Genomic DNA, 20674 nt, shown 5'->3' with positions numbered 1-20674 from the left:
ACGACGCCTCTGCCGGTCACTTTTATGCTCAGCCTAGCTGAAGACCTCGAAGCCATCGTCGCGCGCCACGCCGATCAGCGTAATGCCGGCGGCCTGCGCCGCATCAACGGCGAGCCGTGTCGGGGCCGAGACCGCGATCAAGACGGGCGCCCCCAGCACAGCGGTCTTCTGGATCAGCTCGATGCTGACGCGGCTGGTGAGCAGCACGGCGCAGTGGCCGGCATCTAGGTTCATCTGCGCGGCGCGTCCGGCCAGCTTATCGAGCGCATTATGTCGCCCGACGTCCTCGCACACGGCAAGCACGCCGTGGTCGGGATGCCAGAGCGCTGCCGCATGGACGGCGCGGGTGATGGCATTAAGGCTCTGCACCGGCCGCAGGCTCGAGGCAGCTTCACGGATCTTCTCTACGGAGAGATCAAGCCGCGACCTCACCGGCCGCGATACGCGCATTGCCTCTTTGAGACTTTCGATGCCGCAAAGTCCGCATCCTGTCGGTCCAGACTGTTGCCGGCGGCGTGCGGCCATCGCCTGCGCCTTGTCCGCGCCTATCCACAAGCGCACTTCGATGCCCAGATCGTGGTTAACCACCTCGAGCCGTGAAATTTCCGATGCCTGCTCGATCACGCCTTCGGTCAGCGCAAAACCGACGCCGAAGGCTTCGAGGTCTGCCGGCGTCGCCATCATCACCGCAAGCGTGCTTCCGTTGACGACGATCGCCACGGCCACCTCTTCGGCCAGTTCGCGCGTGCTGCGCCCCTTGCCCCAGCTTTGCGGGGACACGGAGTAGTGCGTGGCAAAGCTCACAGCACCAGCCTCACCGGCACCGATTTGGCCGCCGGCACCTTACTGCCCTGCGCATGCTGGTAGACCGGGATCAGCACATTGCATTCCGGGTAGTAGCCGCCACAGCTGCCTTCGGGAATGTTATAAGTCACCGCGCGCAAGCCGCCGAGCCAGCGATCGACGCCATCATCGGCGACCGTTGCAAGACCCACTTCCTGGCCCTCGGAAATGCCATAGCGCTTCATGTCGGCCGCGTTGAGCAACAGCACGTCGCGGGTGCCGTGAATGCCGCGGAAGCGATCGTCATAACCGTAGACGGTGGTGTTGAACTGGTCGTTGCTGCGCAATGTTACGAGCCGCAGCACATCCTTGTCTTGGCCGGTGTCAAAGCTCGCATTAATGGCTTCGGGCACGGTGAACTGCGCCTTGCCGCTTTTAGTCTTCCACTCGCGGTGGCTTGCAGCGATCGGACGGCGAAAGCCTTCGGGCTTTTTCATGCGCTCATTGAAGTCGAAGAACTGGTCGGGATAGGTCGCGGCGATGGCATCGCGCACCTTGCCGTAATCGCCGACCCACTCGTCCCAAGGCACTTTGGGATTAAAGGGCAGGGTCGCCCTGGCGATCTCGGCGACGATCTTGGGCTCCGACAGCAGGTCCTTGCTGGCCGGCTCCGACAGGGCCTTGGAGCGATGGATCACCGCCGTGCTGTCTTCGACGGTCACGATCTGCTCGCCGGTCGCTTGCCGATCCTTTTCGATGCGGCCGAGACAGGGCAGGAGGTAGCTGGTTCGCCCGTTGAAGAGATGCCCGCGATTGAGCTTGGTCGCGACCTGCACCGTCAGCCGCAGCCGCGGCCAGGCCGCCTCCATCTGCCCGTGATCGGGCACGGCGCGCAGGAAATTGCCGCCGAGGCCGATAAAGGCATCGACCGTTCCTTCGATGATGCCCTTGCAGGTATCGACCGTCGTCAGCCCATGTTCGCGGGGCGCCGAAAATCCATACTGCTTTTCAAGCAGGTCGAGCGGCACCAGTTCGGGATTGTCGGCAATGCCGACGGTGCGCTGTCCCTGGACGTTGGAATGCCCGCGCACCGGACAGATGCCGGCACCCGGCCGTCCGATATTGCCGCGCATCAACGCCAGATTGACCAGCATCTGCACGGACTGCACGCCCAGTTTATGCTGGGTAATGCCCATGCCATAGATGATCATGGCTGCCGGGGCTTCCGCATAAAGCCTTGCCGCAAGCTCGATCTGGTTGCGCCGCAGACCGGACTCGCGCTCGATATCGGCCCAGTCCTGGGTCATGACCCAGGCAGAAAATTCTGCAAAGCCATGGGTGTGTTCTGCGATGAAGCCATGGTCGATCTTGTCGGCTTCAATCAGCCAGCGGCACATGCCGGCGACCACGGCCATGTCGCCACCGGGGCGCACCTGGAAATATTCGCGCGCGATGGGCGTTTCGCTGCGCGTCGCCATCTGTATTGGGTTTTGCGGGTCGGTGAACCGCTCGAGCCCCCGCTCTCGCAGCGGATTGAAGGCGACGATGGTGGCGCCGCGATCGCTGGCATCCTTGAGCTGATGCAGCATGCGCGGGCTGTTGGACCCCACATTCTGCCCGAAGAAGAAGAGGGCGTCGGCATGGTCGAAATCGTCGAGCACCACGGTGCCAACGGGAACGCCGATGCTTTCCTTGAGCCCGACCGAGGTGGACTCGTGGCACATGTTCGAGCTGTCCGGCAGATTGTTGTTGCCGTAGAGCCGCGCCATCAGCGCATACATATAGCTGGTTTCGAGCGATGCCCGGCCCGATGCGTAAAATACCGTGCGCTTAGGGTCGATCTCGCGGATCGCGGCCAGCTCTCGGCCGATCGCGGCAAAGGCCTCGTCCCATTCGACGGCGACATATTTGTCGGTCGCGGCGTCATAGCGCATCGGCGTGGTCAGGCGTCCGATTTCCTCGAGCTGGAAATCCGACCAGCCCTGCAGCTTGCTCACCGTATGCTTTTGGAAGAATTCCGGCGTTACCCGCTTCTTGGTCAATTCCCAGGCGGTCGCCTTGGCGCCGTTTTCGCAGAACTCGGCCGGGTGGGACGGAACGGGCTTGGCCCAGGCGCAGCTGACGCAGGCAAAGCCATCCGGCTTATTTTGCTTGAGCAAAATGCCCGGCCCTTCTACCAAAAGGTGTTCGCTGCCCAAATATTTGGCGACTGACTTTGCCGATCCCCAACCGCCAGCCGGTCCCTTGTAGGGATAGATTTTGGTCTTCATGGTCATTGCCGCTGGCTCCCGCGCGTCCTTGAACCTAAAGGCTTTTGACAAGGCTTCGTTCCTGCCGGAATGCGACAAGCAAACGCCGCGCCGTTTGACAGGCGCGGCGTCAAGAAACGCTAGGTGTCAGGCAAGAAACGGTGTCGCCGCTGCCAAGACGGCATTCTTGCTCAGTGGCTTGTCGAAGGCGCTGTCCCAGCCGTATTTGAGGCCGATGCGGCGGACTTCGGAAGCATGGCGGGCTTCGACAGAGTGGATCTGCAGGGCAACCGTGAGGATCGCACCCGAGCCCATGAGATTGCCGGCCTGGCCCTTGTAGGCTGCAACGCCCAGGTCTTCGAAGGTCTGGCTGAGCAGACGGAAGGTCTCGAAGTTCTCAAAGACGTCGGCATACTGGCCGCCGGCAGTGAAATCGACGGCGGGTGCTGCAACGGAAGCCGAGCCGAGAACGCCCTTGAGCAGTTTGACGTGGGCATTTTCGTGTTCGCCTATGGTGCGGAACACCGCGCGATATTCGCGCGGCACGACGCCCGACTTATTGCCCTGGTCGTAGAAGGCGGCTTCGAGATATTCGAGCGTCAGCGCGAAGTTGAGAACGTCGACGACCTGGCTCGGCAGCGACTGGCCGAAGGCTTGGTTCGAGGCAAGGGCCAGAGCCAACGGGGCGCTGGCAACGATGCCGCCCATCTTGGCATAGCGGGAGAACATTTCCCGGCGGCCGACCGCGATGCGGTCGACGACTTCGGGCTCGATCTCGGAGAGGATGGAATTTTCCTGGGTCATTTCAAACTCTCCTTATGGCAGCGTTGCGGCGGTGACGGGCGTCGTGATGAACGGCGCCGCGGCAGGCAGGACCTGGGACGGCAGCAGCGCCTTGTCCAAGCCCTTGCGATCGACGACGCCGCGGCCGGCAGCTTCGGCGCTGAACGGGCGGAGCAGGTCGGTGATGGCCGCAGCGTGGCGGGCTTCGATCGATACGATCGAACCGGCAGCGACGAGGTAATCGGGGTTGGAGATCAGCTGGCCGGCGCCGTTATAGGCGGCAACGCCCAGGTTCTCGAAGACTTCTGCGGTGCCGAGGACGCTGCGGCGCGAGCCGAAATCGACGGCGGAGAAATCGACCTCGAGCGCCGGGATGGCGCGGCGGCCCAAAGCGCCCTTGAGGAAGTCGCGGTGGGCGATTTCATGATCGCGGATCTGGGTGAGGATGCGCTGGTCATTGACCTGCATCTCGCCGAACGGGTTCTGCAACACGGTGGTGTAGAAGGCCGCTTCAAGCTGTTCGAGCGCATAGGCATAGTTCAGCACCCCAATATCGCCATCGCCGAGTTCTGCGGCTAGCGCGGCGGAAATGCCGAAATTGGGGAGCATGGCACCGGCTACCGCCAAGGTCCCGGCAGCGCCGGTCCACTTGAGCAGGTGACGCCGGGATAGGCGGGAAGTGCTGTCCATTTGTTGTTTCTCCGGGTGGGCAGGATCAGTTCGAGCACGCAACCGTGAGCAGTTACGGCGACGGCAGCGAACGAGTTTCGGGCGGGACGGCGCAAAAAAAAAAGCCGCCGCGCTTGTAGGGCAAGGCGCGGCGGCGGGACGCTGGAGTGTTTTAGGCGAGGAACGGGGTGGCCGCTGCCAACACTTCTTCTTTCGTCATCGGTTCGTCGAAGGCGCCGTCCCAGCTCTTCTTGCCGCCGATCTTGCGGACAATGGCAGCGTGGCGGGCTTCGACGGAATGGATCTGCAGAGCAGCCTGCAGGATATCGTCATTGGAGATCAGGTTGCCGGCCTGGCCCTTATAGGCGGCGACGCCCAGATCCTCGAAGGTCTGGCTGAGGGTGAGGTAGGTGTCGAAGTTTTCGAGCGCGTCGGCATATTTGCCGCCGGCGGTGAGATCGAGCGCCGGACGGTCGATGGCGGCGCTGCCCAAGGCGGTCGAGAGGAAAGCGACGTGTGCCGCCTCATGCTTGCCGATCTGGTTGAAAATGCCGACATATTCGTCCGGGATCAGGCCATCGGCCTCGAGACCCGAGCGATAGAACGCGTCCTCGATATGCTCGAGTGTCAGCGCGAAAGTCAGCACATCGACGATTTCCTGCGGCAATTCCTGCCCGAAAGCCTGCTGCGAGGCCATGGCGAGAACCAGCGGTGCAGAGGCCATGGCGCCGAGCTTGAGCGCGGACGAGCGGAAGAACTCGCGGCGATTGGCGACGAGGCGCTCGGTGATTTCCGGATCGACGGTGGAGAGGATGGATTTCATGGTCATGGGTGTTCTCCTCAAACCAGCGCTTCGGCGGTGACTTCGGTGGTGATGAACGGATCGGCTGCAGCCAGCACTTCCGCCGGTTCCTTGGCGACGTCGAGACCGTTTTCGTCGACCACGTCATCGCCGGCAAAGGCGACCGAGTTCATGTTGACGAGGTCGCGAATGGCGGCGGCGTGGCGGGCTTCGACCGAAACGATCTTGCCCGCAGCAAGCAGGTAATCGCCGTTTTCGATGAGCTTGCCGGCGCCGTTATAGGCTGCAACGCCGAGGTCTTCGAACGTCTGGGCCGTTGCCAGAACGCTGTCGCGGCTGGTGAAGTCCACGGCGGAGAAGTCGACTTCAAGATCGGGAATGGCACCTTCGCCGAGGGCTTCCTTGAGGAAGTCGCGGTGTTCGACTTCATGGTCGCGAATGTCGGTCAGCCAATCGGTTTCTTCATCGGTAATGCCCTCGAATGGCGTTTCGATGACCTGGGTGTAAAAGGCTGCCTCAAGCTGCTCGAGCGCGTAGGCGTAATTGAGAACGCCAATGTCGCCTTCACCCAAATCGGCGGCAAGGGCGGCGGAAATGCCGAAATTGGGCAGCATGGCGCCGGCGACAGCGATGCCAGCATTGGCTCCCGTCCATTTCAGCAACAGACGGCGTGAAAGAGTTTGGGTCATGTCGTACCTCCTGCGAAGAATCTATGAAGAATCTATGCGGGAGCAACGCGCAAATTTACTGGGCCCGCAATCCGGGTTTGTTTGAAATTTAAGCTATAGGCATGGCAACCAAAGTTGGCTTTGCTTGTTCACGCGGACCAAGCCGAAGGAAACATTTTTCCAGCAACTTTTCGGTCGGCATAACCGTTCACGGAAAACATCATCACGGCTTTGCTACTGCGCGCCGGAAACTTCCCTAAAATGCGACCCGTATCCACCGGTATCAACTCAGATACCGGAGCTTTTTGCACGTGGAGCATATCTACCGCGGCTTTCGCATTTCCTTGCGGCAGGACCATGACGGCTGGCACGCCAAGTTCTGGCGGGTCAGCGGCGCGGCTGTTTTTCTGACCGCCGTCGCGACGGAAGCCGAAGGGCAAGATGTATGCTTAAGGCGTGCGGAAACGGCGGTCGCAAACTTTCTTGCGTATGTCGGCGCGACTACAACTACGGAGCCGTAACGTCAGAGATTGTCCGCTCAGTCTCTTGCCAGAATGATCAGCCGATCGCCTTCGACATAGGTTTCGGCAACACCCTTGGGGGATTGATGAGGATGCCGTTGGCGGCGGCGTCCGGGCGCGGCCGGTGGTAGCCGATCGCGACCTCACCGCGTTGCCGAGCCGCTTCGCTGACCGTGTAAAAGCTTACCGACACGTCCAGGGCAACATAGTCGCTGGCGGACCGCATATAGAGTTCCGAGCCGGCTTCATCGAGGAGATCATCGAAAATGGCGGTCAGCGCATCGTTTTCCGAGGCCTGCGCGAGCATCAGGCTGACGAGCTTGTTGGACACGACGAAATCGTCTGCCCGGGTCACCTCGGCCAGTTCGCGATTGCGCACGTCGACCATCTCCGACACCACTTTCACCCGGCGCCCGGTGCTTTCGGCAATCTTGCGCAGGTGCAGTAGCGTCACCAGCGTCCGCGTGTCGGTGGGTTGCGGCGCCAATATGTCGGAATAGCCGAGCACCAGCACATGGTCGTAGCTCGAAATATTGAGCTCTTCGAGCGCCTTGCGGCTCGTGATGTCGGTGCGGCTGAAATAGACCTTTAAGTTTTCACTGGCGACGGCCAAAGCGCCGATATCGTCTTCGATCGTGGGCGTGTCCGCTGCGATGGTCAGGGCCGAACCCGGCTCCACATAGCGGCTGAGTTCGAAGGTGATGACCGGCGCCCGACGGTTCCACCCCAGCAGCAAGACGCGCTCGGGTTGTTGGGCGACCGCTGCCGGCATGCGGATTTGTGAAAGGTCGGGTTCGACGAGCGGCGCCTTGATCTGGATCGCAGCATCGTCCTCGGCGATGATCACCGCCCGGTCGCCCGCCGCCACGCGCCGGTCCATTGGTGGATTGAGCTCCACATGTCCCTCGGCGGTCACGAGCCCAATCAGCGTCGAGCTCTCATAGGACATGACGCTTTCCGCGAAGGTCTTGCCGACAAGGCCCTGCTGCTCGACCGTGTAGATCTCGCAGCCATCGAAATCGAGTAGTTCTGAGTAAACCGCGGAAAGGCCCGATTGGCGGCTCGAATGCACGACGATGCGCCCGATCAGGTCATCGGCCAGCACCAGTTGCGCCTCGCGTCCCCCGACCACCCGTGCCACCTCGACATTGCGGGCGTCGCGGATTTCTGCGGCGATGCGATAGGGCTCGGCCCGGCGCCGCGGATCATGCACCAGCGCCAGGATCGACTTGATGACGCAGCTATCCGGATCGTCCTCGCTGTCAGGGGAGAGAATGATGATCGAGCGCGCCGATTGCGGGGTTACCAGCGAGAGGTCGTACAGGTCGGTCGGGTCGCCGCTGCGGCAGATGATGCGGGTATTGCCAAGCTCTGCGACCTTGGCCGCGATCTCATCCTCCATCTCCACCTTGTCGCGGTTGGCCATGATGACGATGCGTGGGCGGTTGCGGCTCCGATTGGCGACGACCAGTTCGGAGATGACGTCGAAGATCGACGGGCTCCAGTTCAGAATAATGGTATGGTCCTTCTCGAGCACCTGGCTGCGACCCTTGCGCAGGTCTTCGAGCTTGCCTTCGATGCCCGAGGAAAGGACACCGATCAGCGTCGAGAAAATGAAGATGCCGGCAATGGTGACCACGAGCCCGACGGCGCGGAAGGTCCAGCCCGTATCGCCGGCGACCGTGCCCGCATCCATCGATCGCATCAGCGATTCCCAGGCGGCCTCGAGAAAATCGACCGGCTGCCCGCCTTCGGGCGCCAGCTGGAACAGCACGAGGATGATCGAGGCCACCATGATCACGACGATCGAGAGCAGCGCCAGCCAGCCGATCAGGGCCACGGGACCTGCCGACATCGACTTGTCGAACTCGTAGCGAAGGCGGGCTCGCAGGGATGGCCGGGAAGGGCTGGTCATGAAAGGGAATCTCCGGACCGAACGCGTCGGTACGCCAAGCGATATCCCAAGCGCGCCCGGCTTCCAACGGGTGACCGCCGAATTTTTGCAGCAAAATCATGGCCGTGCGGGGGTGAGCCAGGGCCCCGAGAAGATTCTCGCATTCTAAATTCTGGCTGACGTCTCGGTTCAGGTCCGGTTCATGCCGGAAGGCGCCTTATGCGGTCAACGGACCAGATGGTCCCCCCCGAATGAGGAAGCTGAAATGCAGATCAAGAAAAACGTCATGAAGGCTGTGGTCGCCGGCGCTGTGATGCTGGCTTCGGCCGGTGCTGCTTTTGCCGCGCAGGCGACTGCCACCACCCATGTCAATGTGCGCTCGGGTCCAGGAGGCGGCTACGGCGTGGTCGATAGCCTGCGTCGCGGTGATCGCGTCGAGGTGCAGGAATGCCAGGCCGGTTGGTGCTACGTGCAGAAGCGCGGTCCCGACGGCTGGGTGTCCTCGCAGTATCTCCAGCTTCGCGGCAATGGCGGCTATGGCAACAACTATGGTGGCGGCTATAACGGCAGGCCGAACTACAGCTTCGAGTTCAACTTCGGCAACGCTCCGGCGCCCCGTCCGCAGCCTCAACCGCCCCGCCCGCCGCGTCCCGATCATGGCGGCTGGAACAATAATGGCGGCCACAACAATGGCGGCTGGAACAACGACTGGGATCGCGACGATCGCTCCGATGAGTGGCCGCGCGGCTGGAACTGAATAGCCCCGTCAAAATAGACGCCGTCTCGGGAAACCGGGGCGGCTTTTCGATTCAGTCAGCGCGCGGCGAGCACCGCAAGTTTGGCTGGCACGGAAATGACATCGCGGATCAGCTGCACGCGCTCGGGCGTAAAATGGCCGGCAACGTCGAGGATGTTGACCACCGCAATCAGCGTGCCGCCGACGATGACCGGCATGTTGACGATGGACTGGCAGCCGAGCTCGTTGATGAGTTCGTGGTCGAACAAGACCTTGGCGATGTCTTCGATCGTGTTGGCGATAAAATAGGCCTTCTGCGTGTGCACGGTGTCGAACCAGGGCCCGTAATTGATCGGCTTGGTGCCCGAGGTCGGGTAGTTGACCGGATCGCTGGTGTAGGCGCGGCGGCTGAGATCGTGCTTCATGTCTACGGTCATGACCGTAAAGAGCTTGGCGCCCACCGTGGCGCGAACCAATTCCTCAAGCGCCAGATAAGCCGCCTCGGCGCCTTTTGCCTCGGCAATGGCGGCGTCGAAGTGGGCAAGGTCCGTGGCGTGTTCGGTCATCGCGCTCATGCCCAATAGGTCTTGAGCGTCGTCGGCGTGTGCATGTTGCCGTAAAGATATTCCCAGAACTCGGCGCGACGCTCGGCGGGGACTTTGCTCCACACTTCATGCACCGCCATGTCGCCGCACCAATAGGCATAGACGAAGGGCGCGCGCAGGTTGTGGCCCAGAAAGGCCAGACGCGAGCGGGCCGTGACCGGATCCTGGAACCCGCCTTCGGCAATGATCGGCACGATCTCGTCCAGCGTCATGCCCTCTTCATGCATCATCCAGGCCGCGTTGCAGCGGAGGGCACCGCGCAGGCGCTGCAGCGCAACGCCAAGCTCGTCTTCGGGGCCTTCAATCCAATCGAGAAAGAACGTGCCATTATCGGCAATGCCTTCGAAGAGCGCACTGCTGGCGGAGCTGGTCACCACCTGTGCGCCATCGAGCGGCATGGTTCCTTCGGCAACATACTTTTCCCGCAGGGCAAGATGCACAAGGTGGCCGGGAAACACTTCGTGCGTCGCGAGGTGCTTGAGAGCGAAGCGTGTATAGGGAAGTCGAGGTTCATCAGCACCTTGCGCGAGGGGTAGTCGCAATAGGCCGAGAACGGCACGGCGGAAACGCCCACCGGCTCCATCCACTGGTCGGCCATCGGGTACATGGTGGCCGTGACGCGCTCGCGAGCTTCAAGGGTCAGCGCTCGCATGGTGTCGAGCACCTGATCGACGGGGACGCGCACCGTTTCCTCGTAGCGCGCCAAATCGTCCGCCAGCGCACCGCCGCTATAGCCGAGCTCGTCGAGCTTTTCGCGAATGACGCTGCGATAGCCGTCCAAGACATCGTCGCCGATGCGCTGGGTAGAGACGCGGATCTGCCGGCTGACGCGATCGGCGAAGGAGACTTGTTCCTCGCGGAATGTCGCCACCAGCGTCAGCAGCGAGTCGATCATCTCGTCGAGATAGTCGCGGCGCAGCGGGCTTTCCGCTTCCGCTGGAAGACGAGCCCGCAGGGCGTTCAAGGCGTCCACCGCTTCGTCGTAATCGGCCAGCGGGCGGGGCGTTACCTCGGCGACCGCGACGGGGATTAGGCCCTCCTTATCGAGGAAACCGTCGCTGCGCGGCGTGTTGCGATAGAGCTGGTCGATGCCGGCGGTGAGTTCTGCCAGTTCCTTGCCGAGTTTCATCTGCGCAACTCCTTACTGGTGACCGGCGACCGGCTTAGGATGGTAGGGCGCTTCCATCGCTGCGACGTCCTCATCGCTGAGCTTGATGTCGAGAGCGGCAACGGCGTCATCGAACTGGTGGAGCTTGGAAATGCCTACCAGCGGCGCGGTGATGCCGGGACGGCTGGCAACCCAGGCATAGGCAATCTGCGCCAATGGCCTTTCGTGCCGTTCGGCCACCTGGCGCACGGCGGCGACCACCGCTTCATCCTGCTCCGCCGATCGGTCATAAAGCGCACCGGCGGTCTTGTCGGTCTGCGAGCGGGTCGAGGCATCCGCTCCGCGTCCGGCCAAACGACCCCGGGCCAGCGGGCTCCACGGAATGACGCCGACGCCTTCCGAGCGGCAAAGCGGGATCATTTCGCGCTCTTCCTCCCGATACATCAGGTTGTAGTGCGGCTGCATGGAGACGAACGGCGCCCAGCCATGGGCGCGCTGCAGGCCTAGCGCCTTCATGAACTGCCAGGCATGCATGGAGGAGGCGCCGAGATAACGCACCTTGCCGGCGCGGACCACGTCGTTGAGGGCATCCAGCGTTTCCTCGAGCGGCGTCTCGTAGTCGAAGCGATGCAGCTGATAGAGGTCGATGTAATCGGTGCCGAGGCGCTTAAGGCTGCCATCGACGGCTTCGAAAACGTGCTTGCGCGAGAGGCCGCGATCGTTCGGGTCCTGGCTCATCGGGTTATAGAGCTTGGTTGCCAGCACCAGCTTGTGGCGCGGCACATGGGCGAGGGCTCGGGCGACCACGATCTCACTTTCGCCAGCCGAATACATGTCGGCCATGTCGAAGAAGTTGATCCCCAGCTCCAGCGCCTTGTGGATGATCGGCGTCGAGGCCGCTTCGTCCAACACCCAGGGCGCCCAGTTCGGCGAGCCGAAGGTCATGCAGCCGAGCCCAAGCCGAGAGATCTTGAGGCCGGTTCGGCCAAGGTTGACATAGTCCATTAGTACACCGCCTTCACATGCGCCTGGTTCGGTTGGTACCGCCCAACTGCCGAAGGGCAGACGAGCGGACTGCAAACCGAAGCCGTTTTGCGCTAAAGTGCACATAATTTCGGCGGATGCAAACTGTGGATAAATTCTGTCCAGACCTATTGCGTCGCGCAAGTACCTACTGTTACGGTTGAGGTGTACTAGCGCGGAAGAACACGTGTTTCCCATTGACGCTGCCAGCATCGACAAGTCTTTGCCCGTGCCCGTCGGTACGCAGCTGCATGGTCTTTTGAGCTACGCTCTGGCCTTCGGGAACATTCCGTACGGCACCAAGCTGCAATCGGTGCGCCAGCTCGCGTCAGAGCTCGGCATCGCGCCGATGACGGTCAGCCAGGTCTATCAGCAGCTGCGCGACGAGGGGCTGATCGAGATGCGCGCCGGGCTCGGCGCCTTTACCGCTGGCGATCCGCGCAAGGGCATCGACAATTCGCAGCCGATCAATGCCCTGCGCGGCGACATCGACGCCATCCTCGCCAAGGCGGAGACGCTGGGCGTTTCGCCCATGGCCCTCGTTTCCATGATCAGCGCCCGCGCCCAGATGCGCCGGCCTTCGGTGGGCCTCGACATCATTTTCGTCTGTATTTTCGAAGGACCCGGCCGCGATTACCTCGAACAGGTGCGCGCCGTGCTTCCCGCCGGCGACGAGATCAAGCTCGTCACCATCGATGCCTTGCGCAAGGGTGCGGAAACGCTGGCCGCCTGCCATGCCGCCGACATCGTCGTCACCTTCAGCCACCGCGAAGCCGAAGTGCGCGCCCTTCTCGGGCAGGGAGAGGTGGTGGGCCTTCGCATGCTGCCCTCGCAAGGCACGCGCCGGAGCCTTGCCGGCCTCGACTCGCGCTCCCGGGTCGCCGCGGTCACCCACTTTCAGGAATATATCGCCATCATGCGTCCCAGCGTGCGCGAATTCGCGCCGCATGTTTCGGACATCCGCGTCACCTGGTCATCGGCACCGGATCTTAAAGACATCATCAGCGGCTGCGACGCCGTCATCTACGCCTCGGGCGCCGACCATGTGGCCGAACTCGTCGGCCCGGACGTGCAGTGTTTTGAATACCGGCACGCCGTCGATCCCGGCGGGCTCGACACCATTTTGACGCCGCGCCTCACCGAACTGCGCCACGCCAAGGGCGCTCGACAGAACTCAAGATCGCCTGAGCGGTCTTCGGTAAAAAAGGGAACAGGGAATGAAAACTTTTCTTTTGACCACCAGCGCCATCGTCGCGCTGAGCTTCATGCCGCTGCAGGCGGTTGTCGCACAGGATGCCGATACGCTCGTGATCGGCGCCGACGTCGATGCCGGTACGCTCGATCCGCGCTTGACGCGTGACTCGACCGCTTCGCGCACCGCCGACCTCATCTATTCGGGCCTCGTGCACATCACGCCGGCGCTCGAACCGGTGCCGGACCTGGCCGAAAGCTGGGAAAATCCCGATCCGACCACGTTCATCTTCAAGCTGCGTCCGGACCTCACCTTCTCCGACGGCAGCCCGCTGACCGCCGACGACGTCGTCTATACCTACACCACCCTGGTCAATCCCGATTTCAACGCCCCGCAGCGCGCGCTTTATAGCCCGATCAGCGCCGTGGAGGCTGTTGACCCGCAGACCGTCAAGTTTACGCTGAGCGCGCCCCTATGCGCCGCTCCTCAGCTACCTCGATATCGGCATCGTGCCAAAGGCGCTGGTCGAAGGCGGCACCGATATCGGACTCAACCCGGTCGGCGCCGGTCCGATGAAGATGGTGTCGTGGAACCGCGGCAGCGAAATCGTGCTCGAAGCCAATGACAGCTACTGGCGCGGCGCTCCCGAGATCGAGAACGTCACCATCAAGATCATCGGCGACAACTCGGCTCGCGCCCAGGCCTTCGAAGCCGGCGACCTTGACGTGATCCAGTCGCCGCTGTCGCCGCAGGACATCGAGCGTCTCTCCGCTGACGACCGCTTCGGCAATGTCATCACTGCGGGCCTCGGCATCAACTACCTCAACTTCAACACCAAGGATCCGCTGCTCGCCGATCCCAAGATGCGCCAGGCCTTTGCCAAGCTCGTCGACCAGGACACCATCGTCAACGACATCTACCAGGGTGTCGACCAGGTTGCGCATTCGATCATCCTGCCCTCGTCCTGGGCATTCTCGGACACGATCTCGCAGCCGACCTTCGACATCGAAGGCGCCATGGCCGATTTTGCGGCGCTTGGCTGGACCGACAGCAATGGCGACGGCGTGCTCGACAAGGACGGCCAGGATCTGGCCATCACGCTTGCCACGCATAGCGAAGATCCCAACCGTGTTCAGACCGTCGAATATCTGCAGGCCATCTTTGAATCTGCTGGCGTAAAGGCCACCGCGCAGATCACCGATTGGCCGTCCTTCTCGACCAATTACGTGCAGCAGGGCCTGCACCAGATCGCCTTGCTCGGCTGGCTCAATATCGTCGATCCCGATCGCCTGATGTTTGCCCAGTTCACCACGGACGGCCCGACCAACTGGGGTGGCTATTCCAACCCGGATGTCGACACCCTGCTCCAGCAAGGCCGCTCGACCCTTGATCAGGCGCAGCGCGCGACGGCCTATCAGGCTGCCGCCACCATCCTGGCGGAAGAACTGCCATACTACGTGGTTTCGGCCCAGGGCTACCAGCTGTTCTACTCCAAGGACATCCCGGTCGAAGTCCAGGGCACGCCCCGTGGCAACCTGCGTGGCCTGATCGGTTTTAACGACTGATCGGCTAAACGCGGCCGGCGCTTGCCCCCAGCGCCGGCCAAATCTTTCCATCAAGGATATCGTCATGAGCTTCTCCCAGCGGCTGAGCGCCGATTACTATGCCGCGCTCCACCGCGACATTCGCGCACGGATGGCCGAAACCGGCGTCGATGTGCTGCTGCTCGATAGCAATGACGACGTCATCTATACGACCGGTTTTTCCCACTACACGACCGAGCGTCCGGTGGTATTCGCGCTGACGCAGCAGAATGCCTATCTCCTGGTGCCTGAACTCGAGCGCCACCACGCCACCGAGCAGCACACCGCCGCCGAACTCGTGGTCTATTTCGAATTTCCTGGACGCGACCGGCCATTTGCCGTGCTCGGCCGTACCCTCGGCCACATCAAGGGCGTCGTCGCCCATTCGCCCAGCTTTCGCTTGCCCGGGTGCCACAGATCGAGGCCGCTTTCCCCAATGCCACCGTTCGCGCTTCCGGCATCGTCGGCCATATGCGCCTCACCAAGCGCCCCGAAGAGTTGGTGCTGCAGCGCGAAGCGGCGCGCATTTCCGACTCCATGGTCAGCGCCGGCGTCGCCCTGATCGGCGAGGCCCTGCGCAACAACACGCAGATGCCGACGGAGATCGAGATCGAGTCGCACATCATCCGCCATGCGCTCGACACCATGTATCGCGAGCACGAAGACATCATGCTGGTGCAGGGCACGGCCGGCGGCCTCGTTTATTCCGGCAAACGCTCGGCATTCCCCATGGCATGCCGTCCGGCCATCGCCCGCAGCGCGGCGAAAGCATGATCCTGTCGCTCGGCTGCCGGGTAGGTGGACGCGCGGCTGAAAGCGAGCGCACCTTTATTCTGGGCGAGCCCACCAAAGAACAGGAATGGTTCTACACCACCGCCCAGCAGGCACAGGAAATAGGAACCGCCGGCCTCGTCGCCGGAGCCACCTGCGCCTCGGCCGATGACCGGGCCCTCGATTTCATCCGCGACGCGGGCATGGGTCCCTACTGCCTCCATCGCGTCGGCCACGGCATGGGCGTGATGTTCCATGAGCCCCCGTGGGTCGAAGGCGGCGACGACACCATCCTCGTGCCCGGCATGGTCTGCTCCTCCGAGCCCGCCCTTTATGTGCCCGGCCTCGGTGGCTTCCGCCTTGCCGATACCGTGCTCGTCACCCAGGACGGGCCGGAAAGCCTCACCCAGTTTCCGCGCAAGCTCGACGAGATCATCATTGTCTGATCCCCACCACCTTCTCGAGGGACCGCCATGCTAGCCTATGTCGTTCGCCGGCTATTGCTGCTGATCCCCATGGCCATCGGCATGGTCGTGGTCACCTTTGGCCTGCTGCTGCTGATCCCCGGCGATCCGGCTGCGGTGCTGCTCGGCCAGGACGCGACGCCCGAGGCCATCACCAACCTGCGCAATACGCTGGGGCTCAACGATCCCTGGTTCATCCGCCTCTGGGACTATTTCGCTGCGCTCCTGCAAGGCGATATGGGCCGCTCTATTTTCCAGAACCAGCCCGTCGCCACGATCATCGCCGGCCGTCTTGGCGCAACGATCGAGCTTGCCGTAGTCGCCTTGATCCTTGCGACCCTCATCGGGCTGACCCTGGGCGTCCTTGCGGCCATCCGGCAGGGGTCCTGGATCGATACGGTCACCATGCTTTTTGCCCAGATCGGCGTTTCCATGCCGGTTTACTGGCTGGGCCTGCTGCTGATGCTGCTCTTTGCGGTGCAGTTGGGCTGGCTCCCGGCCATCGGTCGCGGCGTGCCGCTGCATGAGGCACTGTTTGCCGCCGTCACCGGTCGCCCGCAGGTCTTGTGGGACTCGCTGACCCATATGGCCCTGCCGGCGCTGGCGCTGGCCGCCAACTCGGCCGCCATCATTTCCCGTCTCGTGCGCGCCTCCATGCTCGAAGTGCTGCGCGAGGACTTCGTCCGCACCGCTTATGCCAAGGGTCTGCGCAAGGGCAGGGTGGTGGTGCGCCACGCGCTGCGCAATGCGCTGTTGCCGGTTTTGAGCGTCATCGGCCTGCGCTTTGGCGCGCTTCTGGGTGGCGCGGTGATCACGGAGTCCATCTTTGCCTGGCCTGGCCTCGGACAGCTGACGATCGCCGCCATTTCGCAGCGCGACCTGCCGCTGATCCAGGGCATCGTCTTGACCTTCGCCATCGTCTACGCGCTGGTCAATCTGGTGGTCGACCTTCTTTACGCCGCGGTCGATCCGCGCATCCGGCTCGGGTGATCCTCATGCAGCTCCCAAAAGCGCTTCGCAACACCTCGCTGGTCCTTGGCCTTTTCATCACTCTCGCCATCATCTTCTGCGCCGTTTTCGCGCCCTATGTGGCCACCCATGGCGTCGAGCAGATGGACATGCGCAACCGCTTCGAGGGCCCGACCTTCGAGCACATCATCGGCACCGACAATTTTGGCCGCGACCTCTGGTCCCGCCTCGTCTTCGGCGCCCGCATTTCGCTGACAATCGCCGTCATTTCGGTTGTTTGCTCGGCCCTGATCGGCACTGTGGTCGGTCTCGCCGCCGGCTATTTCGGTGGCTGGGTCGACCAGCTCCTGATGCGCATCACCGATGTCTTCCTCGGCTTTCCGGCCATCGTGCTCGCCCTGGCCATCGTTGCCGTGCTCGGGCCGGGCGTGCTCAACGTGTCCTTCGCCATTATCGTCGTGGCCTGGACCGAATATGCCCGTGTCGTACGCTCCACCACTTTGGTTTTGCGCGAACAGAACTATGTGCAAGCCGCACGCGCCCTGGGCGCCAGCCCAGTGCGCATCCTGTTCCGCGAGATCCTGCCCAATGCCCTGGGCCCGATCATCGTCCTGGCCTCGCTCGGCCTTGGCACCGCAATCATTTCGGAATCGGCCTTGAGCTTTCTCGGCTTCGGCCTGCCGCCGCCGACCCCCACCTGGGGTTGGACCCTGGCCTATGGCACCAAGTTCATGCGCGATGCACCCTGGCTCTCCATCATTTCGGGCGCGACCATCATGATCACCGTGCTCGGCTTCAATCTCCTGGGCGACGGGCTCAGGGACGTTCTCGATCCACGCCAGCTTTCGCGCGGCGGGGCCAAGGCCTCCAAGGCCAAATAACACCAAGGAATATTCGCATGGTCAAAACCATCAACCAGCTCCGTCCCAAGTTCACCACCAATGCTGATGGCAGCGATGCGGTGCTCTTTATCCACGAGCTGGTCGGCGAGGAAGCGGGCCCCACCGTCGGCATTTCGGCCTCCATCCATGGCAACGAAAATACCGGCTCGCAGGCAATCCTTGAGCTCTTCCACATCCTCAAGGACATGCCGCTCAAGGGCCGCATCCTGCTGCTGCCGGTCGCCAACCCATCCGCCTTTGCCGTAAACGAGCGCTATGCGACCATCGACAAGGTCGACCTCAATCGCCAGTTCCCCGGCAACCCCAAGGGCACCTATAGCCAGCAGCTCGCCCATGCCCTGACCGAGCAGTATCTCAACGTCATCGACATCCACATCGACCTTCATAGTGGCACCGATCGGCCGACCGTCGACTATGTCTACATCTGGAACGACGAAGAACTGTCGCGCGCCTTCGGCTCGAAGGTGCTGTACCGTCCGGTCGAGAACAAGCAGGGCACCGTTTTTGGTGGCACCACCAAGTCGGTGACCATCGATACCCGCAACATTCCGGTCGCCGTCATCGAGCTCGGCGGCGGCATCGTCGACCAGACCCCTATATCAAGCGCACGGTCGACGGCGTTCTCAACATGCTGCGGACCAAGGGGGTCATCCCGGGTGAAGTCACGCCCAACCCCAAGCAGATCGTCGTCACCGAGCTGGCCGGTATTCGACCTACACAGGGCGGTTTCATCGAAACGCTGGCTCCCGCGAACGGGGAAACCATTACCGGCGATCAACTGCTCGGCCGCGTCGTCAGCCCCTACAATTTCGAAGTGCTCGAAGAGATCAAGACCCCGTTCAAGAACGGCATCATGATCATGCAGCACCTCACCCGCAACGTCGTCCAGAGCGGCGACTATGCCTACATGGTCGGCAATCTCGACGGCGCCACCGACTGAACGGGCACCAGGACAAGGAGACAATAGCGATGAACGCCATTGTACAAAACGATCAGGCTCCCGTGCTGCAGGTCACCGATCTTGAGATCGAGATCAATGGCGGCCAGGGAAGCTTTGCTGTTGTCTCCGAAATGAACCTTCATGTGCGTGCCGGCGAAACGCTCTGCATCGTTGGGGAAAGCGGTTGCGGCAAGTCCATGACCGCGCTTGCACTTCTGCGCCTTCTCCCGGATGCCGCCAAGGTGGCTTCCGGCAAGATCCTCATCGATGGCCAGGATTTCATGGCCATGAGCGAGCGGCAGGTCGAAGACTATCGCGGCGAAAAGATCGCCATGATTTTCCAGGAGCCGCTGACGGCGCTCAATCCCGTGCTGCGCATCGGCGAACAGATCGCCGAAGCCGTCCGCCAGCACCGCAAATGCTCGCGCAAGGAAGCCTATGCCAAGGCCGTCGAGACGCTGCAACTGGTGCAGATGCCCGACCCCGAGCGGCGGGCCGGGCAGTTTCCGCACGAACTTTCGGGCGGCATGCGGCAGCGCGCCATGATCGCTTTGGCGCTGGCCTGCGATCCCAAGATCATCATCGCCGACGAGCCGACCACCGCTCTCGACGTTACCATCCAGGCCCAGATTCTGGGCCTGATCTCGACCTGCAAAAGCGTCTCGGCACGGCGCAAATCCTCATCACCCACGACCTCGGCGTCGTCTCCGAGGTCGCCGATCGGGTGATCGTCATGTATGCCGGCCGCAAGGTTGAAGAGGCCAGCATCTTCGACCTCTTCGACCGGCCCTTCCACCCCTATACGATCGGCCTCATGGGTGCGGTGCCGCAGGGCGGCGCCTCGAGCCAGGCCGGCGATCGCCTCGCCGATATTTCCGGCACCGTGCCGCCGCTCTGGGATCTGCCGAAGGGCTGCGCCTTCGCACCAAGATGCCCGGGTGCCTCGGCCCGCTGCCTCGAGGAGCGCCCGCCGTTCCAGGAAAAACGCCCCGGCCACTGGGCCGCTTGCTGGGAGCACGACAATGCAGCCTGACGCTACGCCGCTCCTCAGCGTCGACAATCTCGAAGTCCATTTCCCCATTCGCGCCGGTGTGTTGCAGCGCCAGGTAGGCGCCGTCAAAGCCGTCGATGGCGTCAGCTTCTCGCTTAATCGCGGTGAAACGCTCAGCCTTGTGGGTGAGAGCGGATGCGGCAAGTCGACGACCGGCCTGGCGCTGATGGGGCTGGTCAAGCCGACCGGCGGCACGGTCAATTTCGACGGGCAGGAGATCCGGGACTTCAACCGCTCGGCGCTGAAAAGCTATCGCCGTCGCATGCAGATCGTCTTCCAGGACCCGTTCTCGTCGCTCAACCCGCGCCAGCGGGTAAAAGACATTATCCGCGCGCCGCTCGATATCCATAAGGTGGGCACCAAGGCCGAGCGCGACGATCGCGTCGCCGAGCTGATGCAGCGCGTGGGCCTGCGCCCCGACCAGGCCGACAATTTTGCGCACCAGTTCTCCGGCGGCCAGCGCCAGCGCATCGGCATTGCCCGCGCCCTGGCGCTCAACCCCGATGTCATCGTCTGCGACGAGCCGGTTTCGGCGCTCGACGTGTCGGTGCAGGCGCAGATCCTCAATCTCTTGAGCGATCTGCAGCGTGACCTCGGCGTTTCGTTTCTCTCCATCTCGCATGACCTCGGCGTCGTCGAATTCATCTCGCATCGCGTCGCCGTCATGTATCTGGGCAAGATCGTCGAGATCGCGCCCAAGACGCTGATCTTCGGGCACCCGACCCACCCCTATACCGAGCTCCTGATGCGCTCGGCGCCTTCTCACGATCCGCGCAGGCGCCATCAGTTCAGCGCCACCAATGATGATATCCCGAGCGCCACGCGCAAGCCCTCCGGCTGCCCGTTTCACACGCGCTGTCCCCTCGCCACCGAAGTGTGCAAGACGGTTGAGCCGGCATTGACGGCGCGGCCGGAAGGGCAATTGGTGGCGTGCCATCACCGCTAGGTTTGGAGAACTTTT

The 20674-nt window shown here is 62.6% G+C and carries 23 protein-coding genes and 2 pseudogenes; 13 read left to right on the top strand and 12 right to left on the bottom strand.

Translation table 11 applies throughout. The annotated features are described in order from the left end of the window. Window positions 1-33: 33 nt before the first annotated feature. The 8 genes from fdhD to G5575_RS01065 all read right to left on the bottom strand — a co-directional run bounded on the left by fdhD (window position 34) and on the right by G5575_RS01065 (window position 8390). Window positions 34-804, bottom strand: coding sequence for a formate dehydrogenase accessory sulfurtransferase FdhD (gene fdhD, locus G5575_RS01100; RefSeq protein WP_164532725.1), 771 nt, complete (start codon window positions 802-804; stop codon window positions 34-36). Continuing rightward, window positions 801-3059 (bottom strand): FdhF/YdeP family oxidoreductase, encoded by a 2259-nt coding sequence (locus G5575_RS01095; protein ID WP_164532724.1) that lies wholly within the window; start codon window positions 3057-3059, stop codon window positions 801-803. The genes fdhD and G5575_RS01095 overlap by 4 nt, the downstream gene beginning before the upstream one ends. Before the next feature lie 120 nt (window positions 3060-3179). Further along, window positions 3180-3836: a ferritin-like domain-containing protein gene (locus G5575_RS01090; protein ID WP_164532723.1), complete on the bottom strand. Its 657-nt coding sequence runs from the start codon at window positions 3834-3836 to the stop codon at window positions 3180-3182. A 12-nt stretch (window positions 3837-3848) separates the two neighbouring features. Further along, a complete protein-coding gene (locus G5575_RS01085; protein WP_164532722.1) occupies window positions 3849-4505 on the bottom strand; it encodes a ferritin-like domain-containing protein in 657 nt (218 codons plus the stop codon). 151 nt (window positions 4506-4656) lie between these two features. After that, window positions 4657-5313, bottom strand: coding sequence for a ferritin-like domain-containing protein (locus G5575_RS01080; protein ID WP_164532721.1), 657 nt, complete (start codon window positions 5311-5313; stop codon window positions 4657-4659). Window positions 5314-5324: 11 nt separating this feature from the next. After that, on the bottom strand, window positions 5325-5975 hold the full coding sequence (locus G5575_RS01075; RefSeq protein WP_207632960.1) for a ferritin-like domain-containing protein: 651 nt from the start codon (window positions 5973-5975) through the stop codon (window positions 5325-5327). Between the two features lie 128 nt (window positions 5976-6103). Next, window positions 6104-6394 carry a hypothetical protein gene (locus tag G5575_RS01070; RefSeq protein WP_164532720.1) on the bottom strand — a complete coding sequence of 97 codons (291 nt, stop codon included), beginning with the start codon at window positions 6392-6394 and terminating at the stop codon, window positions 6104-6106. Between the two features lie 118 nt (window positions 6395-6512). Next, a complete protein-coding gene (locus G5575_RS01065) occupies window positions 6513-8390 on the bottom strand; it encodes a CASTOR/POLLUX-related putative ion channel (protein WP_235935492.1) in 1878 nt (625 codons plus the stop codon). 244 nt (window positions 8391-8634) lie between these two features. On the opposite strand from G5575_RS01065, the gene G5575_RS01060 reads away from it, so the two are divergent. Then, window positions 8635-9126 carry an SH3 domain-containing protein gene (locus G5575_RS01060; protein ID WP_164532719.1) on the top strand — a complete coding sequence of 164 codons (492 nt, stop codon included), beginning with the start codon at window positions 8635-8637 and terminating at the stop codon, window positions 9124-9126. 56 nt (window positions 9127-9182) lie between these two features. Here the strand turns inward: G5575_RS01060 and G5575_RS01055 are convergent, their stop codons facing one another. From G5575_RS01055 to G5575_RS01045, 4 genes are read right to left on the bottom strand one after another with little or no spacing between them, the layout of a single operon-like run. Continuing rightward, window positions 9183-9680, bottom strand: a complete 498-nt coding sequence (locus G5575_RS01055; protein WP_328765792.1) for a GAF domain-containing protein — start codon at window positions 9678-9680, stop codon at window positions 9183-9185. Further along, complete coding sequence (locus G5575_RS19740) at window positions 9677-10108, bottom strand: hypothetical protein (protein ID WP_235935491.1); 432 nt, start codon at window positions 10106-10108, stop codon at window positions 9677-9679. Before G5575_RS19740 ends, G5575_RS01055 begins: the two co-directional genes overlap by 4 nt. After that, on the bottom strand, window positions 10081-10839 hold the full coding sequence (locus G5575_RS01050) for a hypothetical protein (protein WP_235935490.1): 759 nt from the start codon (window positions 10837-10839) through the stop codon (window positions 10081-10083). The genes G5575_RS19740 and G5575_RS01050 overlap by 28 nt, the downstream gene beginning before the upstream one ends. A gap of 12 nt (window positions 10840-10851) precedes the next feature. Beyond that, the gene (locus tag G5575_RS01045) at window positions 10852-11823 is read right to left on the bottom strand and encodes an aldo/keto reductase (RefSeq protein WP_164532718.1); all 972 of its coding nucleotides are present in this window, start codon (window positions 11821-11823) and stop codon (window positions 10852-10854) included. 205 nt (window positions 11824-12028) lie between these two features. On the opposite strand from G5575_RS01045, the gene G5575_RS01040 reads away from it, so the two are divergent. From G5575_RS01040 to G5575_RS01005, 12 genes and pseudogenes are all read left to right on the top strand, one after another. Beyond that, entirely contained in the window at window positions 12029-13201 is a 1173-nt protein-coding gene (locus G5575_RS01040; RefSeq protein ID WP_328765791.1) for a GntR family transcriptional regulator, read from the top strand. Continuing rightward, window positions 13149-13658 (top strand): ABC transporter substrate-binding protein, encoded by a 510-nt coding sequence (locus tag G5575_RS20910; protein WP_328765790.1) that lies wholly within the window; start codon window positions 13149-13151, stop codon window positions 13656-13658. The genes G5575_RS01040 and G5575_RS20910 overlap by 53 nt, the downstream gene beginning before the upstream one ends. After that, window positions 13543-14598 (top strand): ABC transporter substrate-binding protein, encoded by a 1056-nt coding sequence (locus G5575_RS01035; protein WP_328765789.1) that lies wholly within the window; start codon window positions 13543-13545, stop codon window positions 14596-14598. Before G5575_RS20910 ends, G5575_RS01035 begins: the two co-directional genes overlap by 116 nt. Before the next feature lie 64 nt (window positions 14599-14662). Further along, window positions 14663-14881, top strand: a pseudogene (locus G5575_RS21395) (aminopeptidase P family N-terminal domain-containing protein); the annotation flags it as partial. Window positions 14882-15024: 143 nt separating this feature from the next. Beyond that, a complete protein-coding gene (locus G5575_RS19730) occupies window positions 15025-15390 on the top strand; it encodes a hypothetical protein (protein ID WP_328765917.1) in 366 nt (121 codons plus the stop codon). Beyond that, a complete protein-coding gene (locus G5575_RS19725) occupies window positions 15387-15833 on the top strand; it encodes a M24 family metallopeptidase (protein ID WP_235935488.1) in 447 nt (148 codons plus the stop codon). The genes G5575_RS19730 and G5575_RS19725 overlap by 4 nt, the downstream gene beginning before the upstream one ends. A gap of 27 nt (window positions 15834-15860) precedes the next feature. Next, window positions 15861-16841, top strand: a complete 981-nt coding sequence (locus G5575_RS01025; RefSeq protein ID WP_164532717.1) for an ABC transporter permease — start codon at window positions 15861-15863, stop codon at window positions 16839-16841. A 5-nt stretch (window positions 16842-16846) separates the two neighbouring features. Then, window positions 16847-17701, top strand: coding sequence for an ABC transporter permease (locus G5575_RS01020; protein WP_164532716.1), 855 nt, complete (start codon window positions 16847-16849; stop codon window positions 17699-17701). 17 nt (window positions 17702-17718) lie between these two features. After that, a complete protein-coding gene (locus tag G5575_RS01015) occupies window positions 17719-18579 on the top strand; it encodes a succinylglutamate desuccinylase/aspartoacylase family protein (RefSeq protein ID WP_235935487.1) in 861 nt (286 codons plus the stop codon). Further along, complete coding sequence (locus G5575_RS20905) at window positions 18537-18662, top strand: hypothetical protein (protein WP_268904364.1); 126 nt, start codon at window positions 18537-18539, stop codon at window positions 18660-18662. The genes G5575_RS01015 and G5575_RS20905 overlap by 43 nt, the downstream gene beginning before the upstream one ends. Before the next feature lie 29 nt (window positions 18663-18691). Beyond that, window positions 18692-19695, top strand: a pseudogene (locus G5575_RS01010) (ABC transporter ATP-binding protein). Next, window positions 19685-20659 (top strand): ABC transporter ATP-binding protein, encoded by a 975-nt coding sequence (locus G5575_RS01005; protein WP_164532715.1) that lies wholly within the window; start codon window positions 19685-19687, stop codon window positions 20657-20659. The pseudogene G5575_RS01010 and the gene G5575_RS01005 overlap by 11 nt, the downstream one beginning before the upstream one ends. Window positions 20660-20674 lie beyond the last annotated feature (15 nt).

This window comes from Devosia aurantiaca (genome assembly GCF_011058215.1).
GTDB lineage: Bacteria > Pseudomonadota > Alphaproteobacteria > Rhizobiales > Devosiaceae > Devosia > Devosia aurantiaca.
Note: the sequence above shows the minus strand (reverse complement) of the source record. Positions and strands in the feature narration are given on the sequence as shown.